At 42.9% G+C, this 17164-nt stretch carries 14 protein-coding genes; 8 read left to right on the top strand and 6 right to left on the bottom strand.

What is annotated here, in order from left to right:
- Genes OQY15_RS18805 through OQY15_RS18795 form a run of 3 tightly spaced genes read right to left on the bottom strand, consistent with a single transcriptional unit; the run spans window position 1 to window position 4460 of the window.
- The gene (locus OQY15_RS18805) at window positions 1–1284 is read right to left on the bottom strand and encodes a polysaccharide biosynthesis protein (RefSeq protein WP_265793475.1); all 1284 of its coding nucleotides are present in this window, start codon (window positions 1282–1284) and stop codon (window positions 1–3) included.
- A 2-nt stretch (window positions 1285–1286) separates the two neighbouring features.
- Window positions 1287–3614 (bottom strand): tyrosine-protein kinase, encoded by a 2328-nt coding sequence (locus tag OQY15_RS18800; protein ID WP_265793474.1) that lies wholly within the window; start codon window positions 3612–3614, stop codon window positions 1287–1289.
- A gap of 27 nt (window positions 3615–3641) precedes the next feature.
- The gene (locus tag OQY15_RS18795) at window positions 3642–4460 is read right to left on the bottom strand and encodes a polysaccharide biosynthesis/export family protein (protein ID WP_265793473.1); all 819 of its coding nucleotides are present in this window, start codon (window positions 4458–4460) and stop codon (window positions 3642–3644) included.
- 1042 nt (window positions 4461–5502) lie between these two features.
- Between OQY15_RS18795 and OQY15_RS18790 the strand changes: the two genes are divergently transcribed.
- Window positions 5503–6636 carry a hypothetical protein gene (locus OQY15_RS18790; RefSeq protein ID WP_265793472.1) on the top strand — a complete coding sequence of 378 codons (1134 nt, stop codon included), beginning with the start codon at window positions 5503–5505 and terminating at the stop codon, window positions 6634–6636.
- 10 nt (window positions 6637–6646) lie between these two features.
- Here the strand turns inward: OQY15_RS18790 and OQY15_RS18785 are convergent, their stop codons facing one another.
- Complete coding sequence (locus OQY15_RS18785; RefSeq protein WP_265793471.1) at window positions 6647–7375, bottom strand: CpsB/CapC family capsule biosynthesis tyrosine phosphatase; 729 nt, start codon at window positions 7373–7375, stop codon at window positions 6647–6649.
- 126 nt (window positions 7376–7501) lie between these two features.
- Between OQY15_RS18785 and OQY15_RS18780 the strand changes: the two genes are divergently transcribed.
- From OQY15_RS18780 to OQY15_RS18760, 5 genes are all read left to right on the top strand, one after another.
- Window positions 7502–8440: a glycosyltransferase family 2 protein gene (locus tag OQY15_RS18780; protein ID WP_265793470.1), complete on the top strand. Its 939-nt coding sequence runs from the start codon at window positions 7502–7504 to the stop codon at window positions 8438–8440.
- Window positions 8441–8446: 6 nt separating this feature from the next.
- Window positions 8447–9835 carry a hypothetical protein gene (locus tag OQY15_RS18775; RefSeq protein ID WP_265793469.1) on the top strand — a complete coding sequence of 463 codons (1389 nt, stop codon included), beginning with the start codon at window positions 8447–8449 and terminating at the stop codon, window positions 9833–9835.
- Window positions 9825–10526: an acyltransferase gene (locus OQY15_RS18770; RefSeq protein WP_265793468.1), complete on the top strand. Its 702-nt coding sequence runs from the start codon at window positions 9825–9827 to the stop codon at window positions 10524–10526. The genes OQY15_RS18775 and OQY15_RS18770 overlap by 11 nt, the downstream gene beginning before the upstream one ends.
- Entirely contained in the window at window positions 10523–11644 is a 1122-nt protein-coding gene (locus tag OQY15_RS18765) for a glycosyltransferase family 1 protein (RefSeq protein WP_265793467.1), read from the top strand. The genes OQY15_RS18770 and OQY15_RS18765 overlap by 4 nt, the downstream gene beginning before the upstream one ends.
- Before the next feature lie 477 nt (window positions 11645–12121).
- On the top strand, window positions 12122–13156 hold the full coding sequence (locus tag OQY15_RS18760) for an acyltransferase (RefSeq protein ID WP_265793466.1): 1035 nt from the start codon (window positions 12122–12124) through the stop codon (window positions 13154–13156).
- A gap of 77 nt (window positions 13157–13233) precedes the next feature.
- Here the strand turns inward: OQY15_RS18760 and OQY15_RS18755 are convergent, their stop codons facing one another.
- Window positions 13234–14193 (bottom strand): hypothetical protein, encoded by a 960-nt coding sequence (locus OQY15_RS18755; protein WP_265793465.1) that lies wholly within the window; start codon window positions 14191–14193, stop codon window positions 13234–13236.
- Window positions 14194–14243: 50 nt separating this feature from the next.
- The gene (locus OQY15_RS18750; RefSeq protein ID WP_265793464.1) at window positions 14244–15194 is read right to left on the bottom strand and encodes a hypothetical protein; all 951 of its coding nucleotides are present in this window, start codon (window positions 15192–15194) and stop codon (window positions 14244–14246) included.
- A gap of 110 nt (window positions 15195–15304) precedes the next feature.
- Between OQY15_RS18750 and OQY15_RS18745 the strand changes: the two genes are divergently transcribed.
- On the top strand, window positions 15305–16657 hold the full coding sequence (locus tag OQY15_RS18745) for a HAMP domain-containing sensor histidine kinase (protein WP_265793463.1): 1353 nt from the start codon (window positions 15305–15307) through the stop codon (window positions 16655–16657).
- Window positions 16654–17164: response regulator transcription factor (locus OQY15_RS18740; RefSeq protein WP_265793462.1), on the top strand; the 511-nt coding region annotated here is incomplete at its 3' end. The genes OQY15_RS18745 and OQY15_RS18740, both read left to right, overlap by 4 nt.

Here is a 17164-nt window from a genome sequence, read left to right as displayed (position 1 = left end):
CTATTTCTTAAATGCTTTATAATAAAAATTCAGACTATGGATCACTACCGGATAGAGGTTGATAAAAATATTAAACCATAATGCCCCCATTAAGCTACTCACATCAAAGAGCAATGCACCGGTAACCACAAAGACAACATTTCCAACGATCAGCACCACCGGATGCGTAGGCCATCCCCTTGAAGAAGACAGTCCGAAAAACAAGCCACTCATCAAAGCCAGACAACTGGCCAGAATGCTCAGCGTCAATTCCATTTCCAGACCCTTAAATTTATCACCCAGCAACCAGAGTGCGGGTTGTGGCACAAAGTAAATCAGCGTACAAATCGCTGTGCAGAGGATCACCATGCCTACCTGTATCGTTACAAAGCGTTTTAATAAAACCGCTTTATCTTCTGCCAACCGCGCAAAGCGAGGCGTAATCAATGTTCCAAACAGCACCGTGAAGATGGTCAGCAGCATGCTGATTCTGCCCAGGGCACCAATCTTTGCGATGGAATCCGTAGAGCCGAAGATAGACAGCAGCCATATCGTCATCTGTCCCGATATACAGTAATAGATAGATCCCGGCATCATCCTTTTCACCACCTGCATGATATTGTCCCTGTACACCGGATCCGGCTGTAACTCCGGTTCGGCAAATTTTTCAACGATCTTCCTGAGTTTGAAGTTGCCATACATGCGGGGAATACCATTCGCCAGTAGAACGATGAAGGTAAAGGGGAACAGAACCGCAGAGGCCGACAAAAGCAGTCTGAAGATATTCACCATTACCTGGTTCATCTGCAAAGGTTTGATGTCCTGATGCAGCTTAGGCACAATCTCCAGTAAAGAGTCAGACAGCGCCGCGTAAAAGGATGGGATCAGCGTAGCCACCACCAGCACAATTACCCATAGCGAAGCACCCTGGTGCCAGAGCAGGTATACCAGGATCGGCACTGCTACAAGCAGACTGAAGATGGCAAACTTCTTCCGCAAGTCCAGTCCCGTTGCCAGTACAAGCCCCAGCTGCTGCCTGTCTTTCCATACCTTACCACCCTGGGCCATCGCTCCCGCACTAATCCCGCCATCTGCCAGCACCGTCATCGTTGACAGCATTGTATTCGCCAGGGTATAAAATGCATACTCCTTTGTGGGCAGCATCCTGATAATCAAAATACCGGTAAGCAGCCCGGTAAGCTGAACAAGAATTTGAGCAGATCCCGCAATGGAAATCACCTTACCCCATTCAAATACCCTTGAATACTTAGGATGAGTGGATAACCTATGTATCAACGCTCTCATATTTACTTTTTAAAGATTTTTGAGAAAAATCCCTGTTTCTCCTCTTCAAGTCCATAACCGTAACCATAGCCATAACCGTAACGGCCTTCAATCTTTACATCATTCATGAGAATAGCGATGTTTTTCATTTTCTGGGTCAGGTAAAGATCCTGAGCTATACCCAATTGCTCCTTAATAGTAAATCCCTGGCGGACAACATATAATGTCAGGTCGGCATACTTACTCAGCAGCTGCGCATCAGTTACCAGTCCTACTGGTGGCGCATCAATGATGATATAGTCAAATTTCTCTGTCAACACCGACATCAGGTCGTCCATACGTGAATTCAATATAATTTCCGTAGGGTTCGGTGGTATATTGCCGGAACTGATAATGAAAAGATTCTCATGTGTTCCGGAACTTTTGATAATACTGTCAGCAGTCAGTTCGCTGGATACAATGTAATTGGTAAAACCAAAATCATTCCTCAGGTTCAGTTTGTTGGAAAGGTTTGGCTTTCTCAAGTCCATTTCCATTACCACCACCTTTTTACCTGATATGGCCAGTACCGTAGCCAGGTTCAGCGAGATAAAAGATTTTCCTTCACCAGACATACTGGAGGTGAGCAATACCGTCTTGTCGGTTTCCTTCATAAAGAAACCCAGGTTGGTACGCAAGGCCCTGAACTGTTCCGAAATCGGCGTTCTTGATCCCTGCTCCACCACGATAGTTTCCAGCGCCACCGGGCTTTTGCCGATTTCGCCAATCACAGGTACAGTGGTATGTGCAATCACATCTTCCTTAGAGTTGATTTTGTTGTTGAGCCTGTCGCCGATAAAGATGATACCGATTGGCAGCAGAATTCCCAGGAACACCCCATAGCCAATGATATTGGTTTTCACCGGACTCACCGCACCCATCGTAAGCGGCGGTTCGATTACCGAGCAATTCGAGATATTAGAAGTTTTAGATATTGCCGTTTCCTCTTTTTTGGTCAGCAGGTAAACATACAATTCCTGCTTAATCTGCTGTTGTCTCGAGAGATCGAGATAAGTCCTCTCCACTGCCGGCACTTTTCTCACCTGCCCGGCTAACTCACCTGAGCGCGCCTGGATTTTATCTTTTGTAATTTCCAGAGATTTTCTAAAACCTTTCAGACTCGTGAGCATGTCTGATTTCGCCCCGGCGATCTGGTTATTCAGATTCTGGATGTAAGGGTTATCTTCAGTTTTGCTGATGCTGCTTTTTTCTTTCTCCAGCACAATCAGGTTATACCGCTCCACCAGAGAGGCAAATCCCGGATCTTCCAGCAGCGCACCGCTTGGGATAATCCTTTCATTGGCCCCTGAACTGTTCAGATAGTTTTCTACAGAAGACAACACACTCAGCTGCGTCTGGATCTTAGCTTCCTCCTCGATATTACTACCTGTAGAAGTTACCAGAAGGCCCGACTGTGCGGTGATATCGGCAATTTTGTTCCGTTGTTTGAACGACTGCACATTCCCTTCAATACTTCCCAGTTCCTGGCTCACATAGATCAGCCTCTTATCAATAAAAGCAATCGTACTGTCAGCCACTTTATTTTTGTCGAGGATATTGCCCTCGATATAACTTTTGATCAGTCCATTCAATATATCTTCAGAATATTGCGGAACAGGGTCAGTCAGGCTCAGCGAGATAATATCCGTTTGTTTGATCGGAATAGCGATCTCCAGTTTCTTGATTAAACCCGCAACAGTCTGTCTAACCGTTTGCACGTTCACCTCATAAACCTCATCCTTTTTCGCATCCGTTGGCCCCTTTTCTATCTGAACGTTTCCGAGACCAGGAACAATAAATGGCTGGAAATAGTTGACCTCCTTATTAAAGGTTTCGTTAGACAAGTTGATTTTGTTGCCCTTAATTCTCACCTCCAGTGTAAGCGGCTTCAGGCTATCTATAGATCCCAGAATTGTCAATTTAAAGGGCGAATCTTTGTACAGGTTCACCGATTTGATCTGTCCTTTATTGAAGTACGTCACATAAGCTTTCAGGTCTTTCACCACCTTACTCATCAGATGCGTTGTTTTCAGGATCTCAGCTTCCCCTTCGGTGCTGCTGCTGCTACCCAGTTGTCCGCCCAGCGCTTTGGCGATTTCATTGTCTCCCAGAGAAGCTTTTTCATCATTTTTGAGCAAGATTCTGGAGGTCGTGAAATACTGCGGTGTCGCATATCTCAAATAAATAAAAGATAAGGCGAGGCAAAGCACCAGCGATAAAACTAACCAGTACCAGTTGCGCAGCATCTTCGTTGCCAGCTGTTTAAAGTTGATTTTATTTTTTTCTACAAAGACATCTTCCTGTGGGGGCATACTTATATACTTTAAGGGGTGGACAACTTACAATCTGATTAAAATGGTAGTCAACAGCGTTGCTACACTGATTAGAATAGTAATCAGTTTCACACGGTCGGCGTCATTAGCAGAGCTTTTTGCTTTGGAAGGCTGCACATAAATAATATCATTCTGTTTCAGATAATAGTACTCAGAGGCCATCAGCGTAGAAGAGTTGAGGTTCAACCGTACCACATCCTTTTTGTCGCCGTTCTCCCTCATCAGCAAAACGTTCTCTCTTTTGCCATAGATCGTGAGATCGCCAGCCATAGAGATCGCATCCAGCACTGTTACTTTTTTATAAGGTACGGTATAGGTTGAAGGTCTGTTCACCTCTCCCAGCATCGTGATTTTATAATTGGCGAAACGAACTTCTACCGTAGGGTCTTTAAAGTATTTGGCAGCTTTGGTTCTTACCAGTTCCCTGGCCTGGTTTGTAGTTAAACCGGCAAGCTTAATTGAACCTATCATCGGGATTTCCACATTGCCGTCCTCGTCAACCAGGAAGCCACTTGTTGCGTTAGCTTCTTTCCCTTGTGATGAATTATCAGTGGCACCTCCTCCAGGACTGGCAGCGCCCGAAGTTGCAGAAGCACCCATTCCAGGAGTTGATTCCAGGTCCAGCGTCTGGATATTGATACTCAGGATATCGTCAGTCTGGATCAGTGGTTCTTTGAATTTTGCGAGCGGTACGCTATTGACTTTGGTTGAATCGAGATCAGAGAAGTAGATCACATTCTGCGGTGTTCTGCATGATGAGATCATGATGATGAAACTGAACGCAAAAAGGTAGAACCAGCCAGTTTTTTTGTACAAGTTATTCATAAGTGAATATCGGTTGATTGATTGAGAAAATAGACCGTAGGGTAACATCAGCTATAAATAGATTGCCTGTTTGCGAGAGCAACATTTTAGATGCGGAACATCTTTGCAAATCTGATACTGAGCAGCGAAGTTTGGTAGTAGTATTTCTTTTTCTGAATAATGAGAACATTAATAATTTGTTAAGTAAATCAAAAAACAGCACATCAGGTCATTATAAAGTATAAAAGAATATTTAAGCAAGATAATATTTTTTCTAAAAAACAAAGAATAGATATGACTTCTGAGCCATTACCATTCAATTATCTTTTTGTTAAAATCAAAAGAGCTGTGATCAATACATACAAATACCTTTCTAATCACACTCCTACACCCAATATTTGATGTTTACGATTACAAAACGCGTTAATCCATGATATATTATATCAATTTCGTTACAATTTGACGACTTTGATATGATTATTCTTAAAAATCAGCGTGTTTCTTTCAAAAATAATCTTCACAGGATCAGAAAAATCAAAAGATCCCACAATTATCCATCAGATTATGTTCAACCCTTACAATAGACCAAAAGCAGGCGCGTTCGTACCGGCATAGCTTAAATTGTCATAATTATAAGTGATTATTAAATAATCCGATAAAGTTCACAATAGCTGTTGTATCAATTATGATACCAATTTACTTCAAAAAGGTGTCGCTTACTCGATTTAGCAAATTACTTAGGCTCGTAACCAGCTATACAGCAGGCTGCTGATCTTATGTTAGTGTTATTTTTACAATATGTATTTTTTATCGAAGGAATTGGAGAGCTCACAATTGCAGTGATCCCAACAATTGGTGTCTATAAAGACTACAATGTTTAAAAATCAGTCCTTTTTTTTGATCAATCCCTAAAAAAAAGCTGTTTTAAAAGACAGATAACAGCCTTTGTATGAATTTTGATGTATTAAGCAGATATGAAATAATAGCTTTTTGTTAAAAATAAGCAATACTTTGTATACATTCGAAATGTGACATTCTACGAAAGAAATACAAAGCTCATCAAATGGAAAATAAAATAAAATTGATTTTTATTTGTGGCAGTCTGGAAACCGGTAGAGACGGTGTGGGCGACTACGTGAGGAAATTAGCATCAGAACTTACTTTACAGGGGCATCAGGTGGGGGCTATAGCCATCAACGATCGTCATATATCTGCACCAGAAAAACACGCAGCAAGCAGCAGTAACAACTATGAGGTTTACCGCATACCCGCTGCTCTTCCTGAAAAAGAAAGAGTGGAACTGGCAATGAACTTTATCAAAACTTATAATCCTGACTGGGTCAGCCTGCAATATGTGGTCTTCACTTATCATGACAAAGGGCTACCGTACAGTCTGGCAAGACATCTTTCCAGTCATAACTCTCAGTTCAAATGGCATATCATGTTTCATGAACTTGCTGTGGGCATGTACAAAGGTGCCAGTCTGCGCCACAAGATCTGGGGATTTGTTCAGCGTGGTATCATCCGCCAGATGGTGCGAAAGCTACAACCTAAGGCAATCAGTACGCAGAACACCGTATATCAGACCATCCTCGACCAGGACGGCATCAAATCGTTCCATTTGCCTCTGTTTGGCAATATCAGCCATCATGCTCAGCCTGCAGAGCAGCGTAAGCGTCTTAACTCAGATTCAGTGGTGAGGGTTGTGATCTTCGGGACGATACATCCAGATTCTTTTATCGCTTCTTTCGCAGAGGAAGTCGCAGCCTATGGCAGTGCGCATGATCTCAAATTTCAGCTCGTGCTGATCGGAAGAAGCGGATCGCATCAGGAGGAATTTGTACGGGTGTGGACATCCTACGGCCTGGCAGTAGAAATCCTGGGTGAGCAGTCTGAGCAAACTATTTCCGAAACGTTGAGTACAGGTTCTTTTGGCATCAGCACCACAACCTTTGAGATGATGGAGAAAAGCGGGACTGTAGCAGCGATGCTGGAACATGCGATGCCGGTATTGTGCATCGGGCACTCCTGGGAGCGCCGCGGTATCAATCATACGCAAAACCCAAAGGGAACATTTAAATACCAGAAGGGAGAACTTCATCATTTTCTGGATGGCCTGGATACTGTCCAGTTTGAACCCAGGGGGCTATCGCAAATTACAAAAGAATTTGCTGAACAACTCCATAAGCATGCCTGATGAAGAGCTATCAGCCAAAAATCTCTTTGTTCCTGAAGCCGTAATCTCCGATTTTCTTATACAGCGTACCATCAGTTACTGCTGAAGAAAGGGAGGCCAGGTGCCTGTCATGGTGCAGGTCTGTACCGGCAAGATCATAGAAATTCTTTTGCAACAGGTTTTCTGCAATAATCTGTACACTCTTGCCGTAATAGCCCAGCACCGAGAGCAGGTTCATCTGCATGAGGCACCCGCTATCTTTCAGCCGCTGGTACCGTTCTGGAAGTTTATGATAAAAGTTGTACCGTTCAGGATGTGCCAGTATAACCTGATACCCCTTCACCTGCAGATCAAATATGATCTGTTCAATGTTTGGAGTTTCTACGAGGTAAGACATTTCTATCAGAATATAATTTCCTGATAAGGTCAGTAATCCTTCGGCTGCAACAAAATCACTCTGGGCCATGTACTCCGCAGCGGCTCCCAGCTCTACAGTTATTCCTGCAGATTTAACCTGCTGCTGCACAGATTGAAGCACCGGCAGGATCGTTTCCGGTGTATTGGGATAGATATCGCTGTAAATATGCGGGGTACAGATCAATTTTGAGAATCCCAGCTCCTGCAGACGATGGATGTATTTCAGGGAATCTTCCATGGTCTTTGCACCATCATCTATTCCCGGCAAAAGATGGGAATGGATATCAATCCCCAGCCATTCTATATCACTTACTTTATTTTTCTTCTGAAAAAATGAAAACATTCACGTATAATTTAGTAAAAGCAGACACAAAATATCTGCCATAAGCTGCCGGCCGGTTTTTGCAAGAGCCTTTACGGTTGTCAAACTTGCCCAATTGGGAGAATTTGCCGACCTTAGCGCTAAGATATGCAAAAACCTGTTGCACTTTTAATATTAAACTGGAACACTCCCCAACATACGTTGAACTGCATTTCTTCTTTGCTGAAATACTGCAATACAGCTCATTTTGATATTATTGTGGCCGACAATGGATCTACAGATGGTTCGCTAGAACTTTTCCAATCCCAATTCCCGGACCTGATCTATTTAGACAACCAGGAAAACCTGGGTTTTGCCGAAGGGAACAACAGGGCTATCATATATAGCATAGAAAAGGGATATACCTATTCACTGATCATCAACAATGATACTGAAGTGGACAGCGATCTGGTGAGCGCATTAATGGACCACCTGGAGCAACAACCTGCCGCAGCAGCGGTACAACCTGCCATCTACTGGATGCACAAAAGATCTGAGATCTGGAATGGAAGAGGAGGCTATTATTCCTTATTCGGAAAATTGTTCTCCAGCAAAAAGCAGTATCCGGATACGACTTCATTTGTTAAAGCGAAATGGCTTACGGGCTGTTGCATGCTGGTGCGAAATGAAGTGTTGAAGCAAACAGGTATATTTAATAAACAGTTTTTTCTTTACGACGAGGATGTAGAGCTTTCATTCAGGATCAGGGATGGCGGTCACGAGCTGCATTATCTGCCCGGACAGAAATTGTATCACGAGGCAGGCGCCTCGGGTCAGCTGGCAACCAAAGAAAAAGAAGGTACCCTGAGTCCGGTGATTCACTACTACGTGAGCAGGAACAGGATCTGGTTTCTCAGAAGATTTGGCAAGCCTGTTTTCTATCCCTTCATGTTTTTATACTACCTGCCTTATTACGCAGCACTGATGTCTTATTTTCTGCTCCGCGGACGAAGAAAAAAAGCATCGCTTTTATTTAATGGGCTGAAAGATGGATTTTTTACACCAGAAAAGGTAATTTGGCCTGATTTAACGCCGGCTGGCAAATAGGATGCTATGATTATCTTTCCAATTATATTTTTATTTTCTTTTGTAATTGCATTAAAAGAGATCATCAGGGGTAAGACCGACAGCTTTCTGTTGTTTATCATTTTCGGGCTTTCCATGTACTCTACGGCTATGTCCGTGGCCTTTTTGATCGGCCTCAGAAATGTAATACCAGCCTTCCAGTTTTTCAAGGAAGGGATCATGCTCACTGTGTTGGTGATCAACCTGTTTAGTCTCCGAAAGAAGCCCAGATTTCACCTTATTGATCATCTGATCTTTGCCTTTCTGTGTTACACTTTTATACTGGCACTACTACCTATTGGTGAACAGAGTCTGGTCAACCGACTGATCGCACTAAAAAGTATGTCGTTCTTTGTGATTGTTTATTTTGCGGGGCGCTTCTCAGACATCACAAAGATGTATATCACCAAGTACTTCAACTTCATCGTTCTGCTCACCATTGCCGCAGGGGCCGTGATTTGTATGGAAGTATTGCTTAACCGGCACCTGCAAACGATGACGGGTTATGCCGAGTACAGTTATTACTTCTTCAACTTTGAGCCTTCAGGAAACTATGGATTAAGCTGGACTTTCGAGTCTGAGGGGGGCTTTAAGCGCTTTGCAAGTTTCTTTGCCAACCCGCTGGAAAATGCCGCAGCCACCCTACTGGCCCTGGCGGTTATTGGAGCGTTATATACCAGGGATGATAACAAGTTCAAGCCCGGGATTACCGGCCTGCTTGCACTGGCAGCGAGTTTTGCCTGTATCTCATTTGCCTTATCCAGGGCGCCTTTTGTGAGTTACTTTATCATGATCTATGTCTACGCACTGCTGACGAAGAAGAAATATATCACTAATACAATCCACCTGGGTTTTGCAGCCGTTGCTTTATATATCATTTATATCATCAGCAGTTTTGAAGATAAAGCCAGCGGGATCACAGAGGTGGTCATCAATACACTCAATTTCAGTAATCCTTCCAGTATCGGTCACGTGGTAGAATGGGTGCAGGGTATTGAATCGATGATCAGCCACCCTCTAGGTCTGGGATTGGGAACATCCGGAAGGGTCGGCGGATCTCTGGGAGAAACTACCGGTGGAGAAAATCAATATATTATCATCGGTGTACAGGGCGGTGTGCTGGTCTTATTATTTTATCTGGTCGCTTACATCTCGCTGATCAGGACAAGTTTGCGCTGGCTGCCGAAGCTGAAGGGCAGGGAAAGAATGGTTTGTATGATGGTGCTGCTGTTTAAAGTTGGATTATTTATTCCTCTGCTCACCTCAGAAGTGGAGTCCTCTTCGTATATTTCTTACATGAACTGGTTCTTCTCAGGCTTATTGATAAATATCGTGATGCAGTATAAAAGCAAGCGGGAGGTGATTTATGCTACTTGAAAAGATAATCCGAAAACTGAAGAATGATCCCAACTATAAATGGGAGAGTAAATATACTGTCAGAGACCTTGCTGTGGTGTCAAACCGCAGGTTTGCGCAAGTGATCAGAGGTCTGCTGAAAAAGCCTTTTTTAAAGAGTTCCAAGGGGATGCTTTTTCTGGGTACAGATGTAAAGATTAGTCATGCTTATCAATTGAGCACCGGCAGGAATACGATCCTGGAAGATAATGTATATATCAATGCACTATCAGATAATGGGATCATCCTGGGGGATAATGTATCTATTGCGCGCGACTCTATCCTTTTCTGCACGGGTGTTATTGCTCAGAAAGGCACAGGAATTACCATCGGAAATGGCACCGGCATCAGTGCGCGTGCGTACTTCTCCGGACAGGGCGGAATCAAGATTGGCAATGAGGTGATCTTCGGTCCGGAGGTGAAGATCTTCTCCGAAAACCATAACTTCAGTGCTCCTGATCAGACGATCAAGGGCCAGGGCGTAACACGTATTGGTGTAGAGATTGGGGACAATTGCTGGATCGGTGGCGGGGTGAGCATTCTTGACGGTGTAGTCATCGGAAAAGGCTGTGTCATTGCTGCAGGGAGCGTGGTGAATAAGTCGATCCCGGATAATTCTGTCGCTGCAGGTATTCCGGCAAAAGTGATCAAAAACCGCATTGCAGATCTATGAGTAAGCCATTAGTTATCGGGGTTGACATCAGGGACCTGAAACTCGCCAAAACGGGTACAAAAACGTATCTGGAGGAGTTTTGTAAAGCTTTCAGGGAGATCTCAAACGATCAGCTGAGCTTTAAGTTTCTGGATACGTCGCTCCCGGTTTACAAGGGTAGTTCTAAACTTGGCAAATACGTGGAACATTTCAATTACCAGTTCTGGAAACAGGTTACGCTGCCATTAAAAGCATATTTTAACGGTTGTAATGTTCTGTTTTGTACAGATAACTTTGTGCCGCTGATGCGGCTTGGTTTTGAGACTGTCCCCGTATTTCATGATGCGTTTTTCTTTGAAAATCCTGAACATTACGGCAAACTCTGGCTCAAACTTTATCACCTGACGGCTATTCCCGCAGCGAAGCGATCCGCTTTTATCGTTACGCCATCAACGTATGCGCAACAGCAGATACATCATTATACCGGCATCCCCTTATCGCAGCTTAAAGTTGTGTACGAAGGACCAAAAACGATGAAGGTACATGAAGAGACTGATATTTTGGGTCGTTTTGGGATTGAGCGCAAAAATTACGTTCTGCATGTGGGATCTATGTTTAAGCGCAAAAATATCCCTGCGCTGATTCATGCGTTTAAGGAATTGAAATCGACTACGGATAGTCCGGTCAAACTGGTTCTTGCAGGTCCTTCCAATGCCAGCAAAGACAGTAACGATCAGCAGGCGATTCTGGATGCCATTTCTGAGACAGGCCTGGAAAATGAGATCATCTTAACCGGGTACCTTAGCGACAACGAACTGGCAACCATCTATTCCGGGGCATTGATGTATGTCTTCCCTTCTACCAATGAGGGTTTTGGGATTCCAATTCTGGAGGCTTTTGACTATCAGTTACCGGTTCTGGTTGCTGACAATACCTCTTTACCTGAAGTAGGTGGGGATGCAGTTTTAACATTCGACCCGTTCAATATCAGTAATATGTGTAGCAAGATGAAGATGTTACTGGATGATGAAATTCTGCGAAATGAGATGATTCGTAAAGGTAATGAGCGTCTCAAAGAATTTTCCTGGGTAAAATCTTCGTTACAACTTGTAGCTCTATTCCGGCAAATCGGCCTTTAACCGTTATTATTCCCACATTTTTGTTACTTAGGACAAAAAGCACAAAAATATCAAGTATACCTACAACTAATTAAATAACTGGCAACACGTCGTATATTTGACCCGATATTAATGTTGTCATTATAAATGAAAATAGCGCTCACCGATAAACCTGATCAGAACTGGGTTTATCGATCCAGGAATTACCATCGCTGTCCCAAATGCAAAATCGGGCTACTGGATACCAGAGTGCCCAGAGATCCCTTTGTGAAATATGTCCTGTTTTTCAAGAATATCAAAAGATACAGGTGTAATCATTGTTACTCAAAGGTTTATATCAAGTATTCCAGAAAAAAAGAATCTGACTAGATAGCTGTTACCACTGGCAGCTCGCTGTTTTTAAATGTTAAATATAAATTACATTTAATACATCAGCTAATCCTTCAAAGATATTTATGTAACTTGACAACCTGTAATTGTACTACAATTTGTTGTAAGATGGATATCAAAAAAAACAGCGCTCCAAACCAGAGAAATGCCAACGCAGACATTCTCAAATCTTTATCAATTTTTGCTGTTGTTTTTATTCATGGCTCTCATCTCCTTCCCTTTAGTGCTTCCGCAATAGATTTCAGTAAAACGCAGGTGGAGTTTATCCAAAATCTATTTAGATTTTGTGTACCGGTTTTTATTTATCTGTGGGCTTATTTTTCAGAAAAGAGCTTTATCAAAAGAGGTGACGGTAATGCGTTCAAGCGGCTTTACCAGCTTTTTATACCATTTTTTGTCTGGTCTGTTGTGTATCTACTGCTAACTGCAGACTTTAGTACGCTAACGGTTAAAAGTTTGATCACCAAACATTGGGTGGGCTATGGCTGGTCCGGACAGTATTACTTTATCATTTTATTTCAGCTGATCATCTTGTTTAATATCATACGGAAAATAACTCCGGTCTTATCAAAATTCACTTCTGTCATTATTCTTTTGTCAATCGGCTTTTATGCGCTGATTTCCTATACCAGCTGGTTTGAACATGGAGTGATGGAAAAATTGAGTTACCGCCCTTTTGTTTACTGGCTGCCTTATATGATCGTAGGTATTCTCCATGCACATAAAAATATCATCAATATCTCTTTACCTCCAGTTTTGATATGGCTTTCACCTCTGCTGATCCTTGCTGAGATTCTATATCTGAAACCGGGACTAGAAAATGTATACATGCTGCCCAGCGTATTTATCTGTACCCTGCTACTCACGAGTGCGGTTAACTCAGGACCAACCTATGCAGAACTGCCCGCAGCATTCGGGAGATTGGTTCAGTCAATGGCTAATCAGACTTTAGGGATATTTTGTTTGAATCCTTTGGTTATTCTTTGCCTGTCGCCTTTAATCATGCAAAGCGGAGTGGTTTTTCATTTTCCTTTAGCATCAGTTGTATGTCCATTGATTTCAACAATAGGGATCTGTGCTGTTTGTGTTTTATTGATAGGGTTGCTTAAGAAATTGCGATTGGGGTTTTTGGTTAGTAACTAAATACGTTTTATCACGACGGACTTTAAATTGGAGGTCACAAATTGTGACCTCCAATTTACACTCATGAGTTGATTGAACTACCTTTGTAAAAGATACAGTTTCTTGTTTTGTATATCCCAAACGGTCTTATATTGGGCAAGGAAACCGTGGCCTAACTCAAGCATGTTCTCAGTCTGAAAGCCAATGGCTTTTCTGATGCCCATGCCTTGCTCTGGTGTAAGGATGTGGATCTGTTCACTGTAACCTTTATAGCCATTTGCAAATTCAAGGTTTTTTAATGTGGTTTCGCTTTCTTTATCCTTTTCGCCTAATATTCCTTTTTTTGAAAGTTCCTCTTTAAAGCTATCTGTAGGATAGAGCACTCCTGGTGTACCAGTGTCAAATCCAGCATCAACACTTACTCCGTTAATTTGAAGGTCTGTAAGCGGGTGATTCGGTAGCAGGCTGGCTTTCAGATTAATCACGGTAATCAGTTTCTCGCCTTTCAAAAAATCCTGGTTTTTATTCCGGGTTTCTGTATTCTTATAAAAAGTTAAGCGGTGATTGCGGTAATCCACTTTCATCACATAACCTTTGAAGAAATCGTAACCAATCAAACCAAGAAATTGTGGTTCCAAATGTTCATGAATCCCTTTTTGCTCGTTTGCTTCAACAGGGCCGCAAATATCAAAAGATAAACGATTACCGACATTAATATCACGCACCGTATCTAACCTGAATACATCATAATTTTCTCCGGAGCCGTTAAATCCTGTTCCTATCTTTTTGCCTCCTTTCGTTTCCACAAAAAGCCGGTTTATTGCCAGGCTAGTCTGTGAACCTGTATCGAACATAAATTTTCCTTTGGTCTTTCCGATGCTCCCTTCAATAAAGATGTAACGGGCGTGATCCAGAAAATTAATACTGCAGGTATCTTCTGTTAAGTGGAATTCCGGAAGTTCATGATTTTCGGGCATTGACGGAACCTGAGCAATTACGGTATTAGTTAAGGTAAGAACCAGGGCTGCCAACAGCAATTTTACTATGATCTTTTTCATTTTGTATGTTTAATGGGGGATTGTATTCATTTAAATTTTGGAGGCCTGTATTATGGTTTGAGAAGATATATCTTCTTGTTGTCGAAGTCCCACACGGTCTTGTACTGAGTAAGGAAGCTATAGCCCAGATCGATGGTATTCTGTTCGGTGATGCCGATAGCTTTGTTAGCCCCTGACGCAGCCTGCTGGGAATACAAAATAGTTTTAAAGGACAGCGGATCTGCGAGGCCCGGGAGCTGGAATGATCGTATTTCGGCTATTCTATCCTCTCCTTTTGTGATCAATTTTCCTTTATCAGACCAATCCTTTTTCATGTCCGGCGACAAGGCCAGGGATCCCAACTGCCCTGTGTCAAATGCTATAGCCAGGGTATCATTGCCGGATATTCTCCTGATGACCGGGTGGTTGATCAGTTTTCTGGTTTCAAAATCGAGTACCGCCACTAACGTTTCGTTTGTCAAGAAATCCTTGTTTGCTGAACGTTGCGGTGTGTTTTTATAAAAAGTGATCAGGCTTGCTTTATAATCCAGCTTAAACAGATAACCTTTGAAGAAGTTATAGCCTATCAATCCTAATATATCCGTGGTGATCTTATTCATGTAACTGAAATCGTGGCCACCTACAGGACCGGCATCAGTGTAAGTTAAACGTCCATTATCCAGGCTGATATGACTGATCGTATCGTAAAGGCTTACGCTGAATGCCTGGCCACTGCCAACAAATCCGCGCCCCTTTGGTTTACCATTTTTTAAATCAAGGACTTTATCATCAAGTTCAAGATCCATGCCCGCACCCGTATCAAACAACAGTTTCCCTTTAACACCATTGATGTCCGCTGTAATGAATGGGAAATACTTGTAAACAGTGAAATGCAAACTGATCGTATCGCCGCTTAAATGAATGCCGCGGTCGGCTTTTGGCATTTGTTGTCCATAACCATAAAGTGCCATTGATACCGTCAGCATAGTGACCAGCATCATGTGTTTTCGTTTCAATATCATGATGCAAATCTCGCTTAGCTTCCACCCGGAAATGGTTAATGGATAGTTAATGAAGTGTTAATGATCCTTATATCCTCGTCGCAAGGATCATTAATGATTAATTTTGCTTCATGGAAAATAAGGGGCGCTTTAAGCTGCTGATCTTTGTATGTTTAATCATCCTTTCAGGATTAGTGTCCGTTCAGTGTTATTTATTGAATAATACTTTGCAGCTCAACCTTACCAACTATCATAGCCAGGTACAGGCCTCGGTACTGAAATTGTACAATGACTCCGCATTTCAGAAGATTCAAAAACGTTACTTTACCAACCTCACAGATGTTGCAGAGATGGTTCGTGCGGGCAAACTTGACCGGATAGGTTTCGAGCGGTTTTTGAGTGCGAAAGACAAAGAAGTATCGCAAAATCTGAATAGCCTGCTGGCTGACAGGGCAAGGGAGGATGAACTGATCAAAGGTGTTTCCTATCAAACCGGCTACGCGGCCATTAAGATAAAATCACAGGGCCGGACGATCATTGATCTGAACATACCTGATCAAAGATCACGTCTGAGGAAACTGGCACGCGAAGGTTACCAGATGATATTTTTAGGCCAAAATAATGGTACCACAGACCATACAGGCGACAACACAATTGCGACCGCCTACGATAACCTGATCTACCTGGAAGTACCCGCTATGCCAATATCAATTCTAAAACAAATGGTGCTTGTTGGATCTCTTTCCCTTTTACTACTTGGGGCCGTGGTGATCGTATTTTTTAAGGTAATTCGCTCGGCACAACGGCAAAGAAAGATAACGGAGCTGAGAGAAGATCTGGTCAACAATATCACACATGAATTGAAAACCCCGCTGAGTTCGATGGCTATCGCCTTTAAGACGCTCAATTTGCCCGTGTATGCAGAAGATTCTGTTAAACAGAAGGAACTCATACAAAATCTGGAGCGTCAGCATAGAAAATTAAATACTACGGTTGAACGCGTACTGGAAAGCTCTGTCATCAGGGAAAAATTAAATACGGAACGGGTCGATATCATAGCGCTGCTGCACAATTACCAGAAATCAACGCTATCAAACAATCATGAATTACAGGTCTTTGCAGGGTCAGGATCCTGTGATGTCATAGGTTCTGCGGGATTGATTGAAGCTGCGATAGATAACCTGGTAGACAATGCACAGAAGTATTCTGCAGCAGGTTCTTTGATACAGATCAGCGGTGAGAAAGAACGTGATATGTTCCGTATCGATGTGATTGATAAGGGCATCGGCATTGACCGGGTTTATCAGGAGTATCTGTTCGGGAAGTTTTTCCGTGTACCCCAACACTATGTGCACTCCGTACAGGGTTTGGGATTGGGCCTTTATTTGAGCAGGCAGTCGGTAAAAAGTATCGGAGGCGACCTCCGGTTAACGAACTCTTCGCCTCAAGGAAGTATATTTAGCATTTATTTAGCATTTGCATGAGTTCATCTGTACTTATCGTAGAAGACGATCAGGATCTTGGTCCCTTACTGAAACAGTATCTAGAGCTTAATGGGTTTTCCGTGGAGCTAAGGGTAAATGGACAGGAAGCCCGGATAGCTCTTCAGGAAATGGCGTTTGATATTATCCTCACCGACGTGATGATGCCGGTAGAGGATGGTTTTACCTTTGCCGCCTGGGTTGCTAAAGGATATCCTCAAATGCCCTTTCTTTTTATTACTGCACGTAAACTGAAGGAAGATGTGATGAAGGGCCTTAAACTGGGGGCTGATGACTATATTATCAAACCATTTGATGCCGACGAATTGGTGCTGCGGGTGAAAAATATCCTCAAAAGGTCTTCGCTGAAAACACCGGAGCCGGAATCTTACGAGATTGGGCTCTATCGTTTTTATCCCAAAGAACTGCTGCTTATCGGTCCCTCAGACCGCAAGATATTGACCGAGCGGGAATCGCAGCTTTTGCTTTTGCTCCGAAAGAACTTAGGGC

The sequence above is a fragment of the Pedobacter sp. MC2016-15 genome (assembly GCF_026239695.1).
Taxonomy (GTDB): domain Bacteria; phylum Bacteroidota; class Bacteroidia; order Sphingobacteriales; family Sphingobacteriaceae; genus Pedobacter.
The sequence above is the reverse complement of the archived record's forward strand: the minus strand, read 5'-3'. Positions and strand labels throughout refer to the sequence as shown.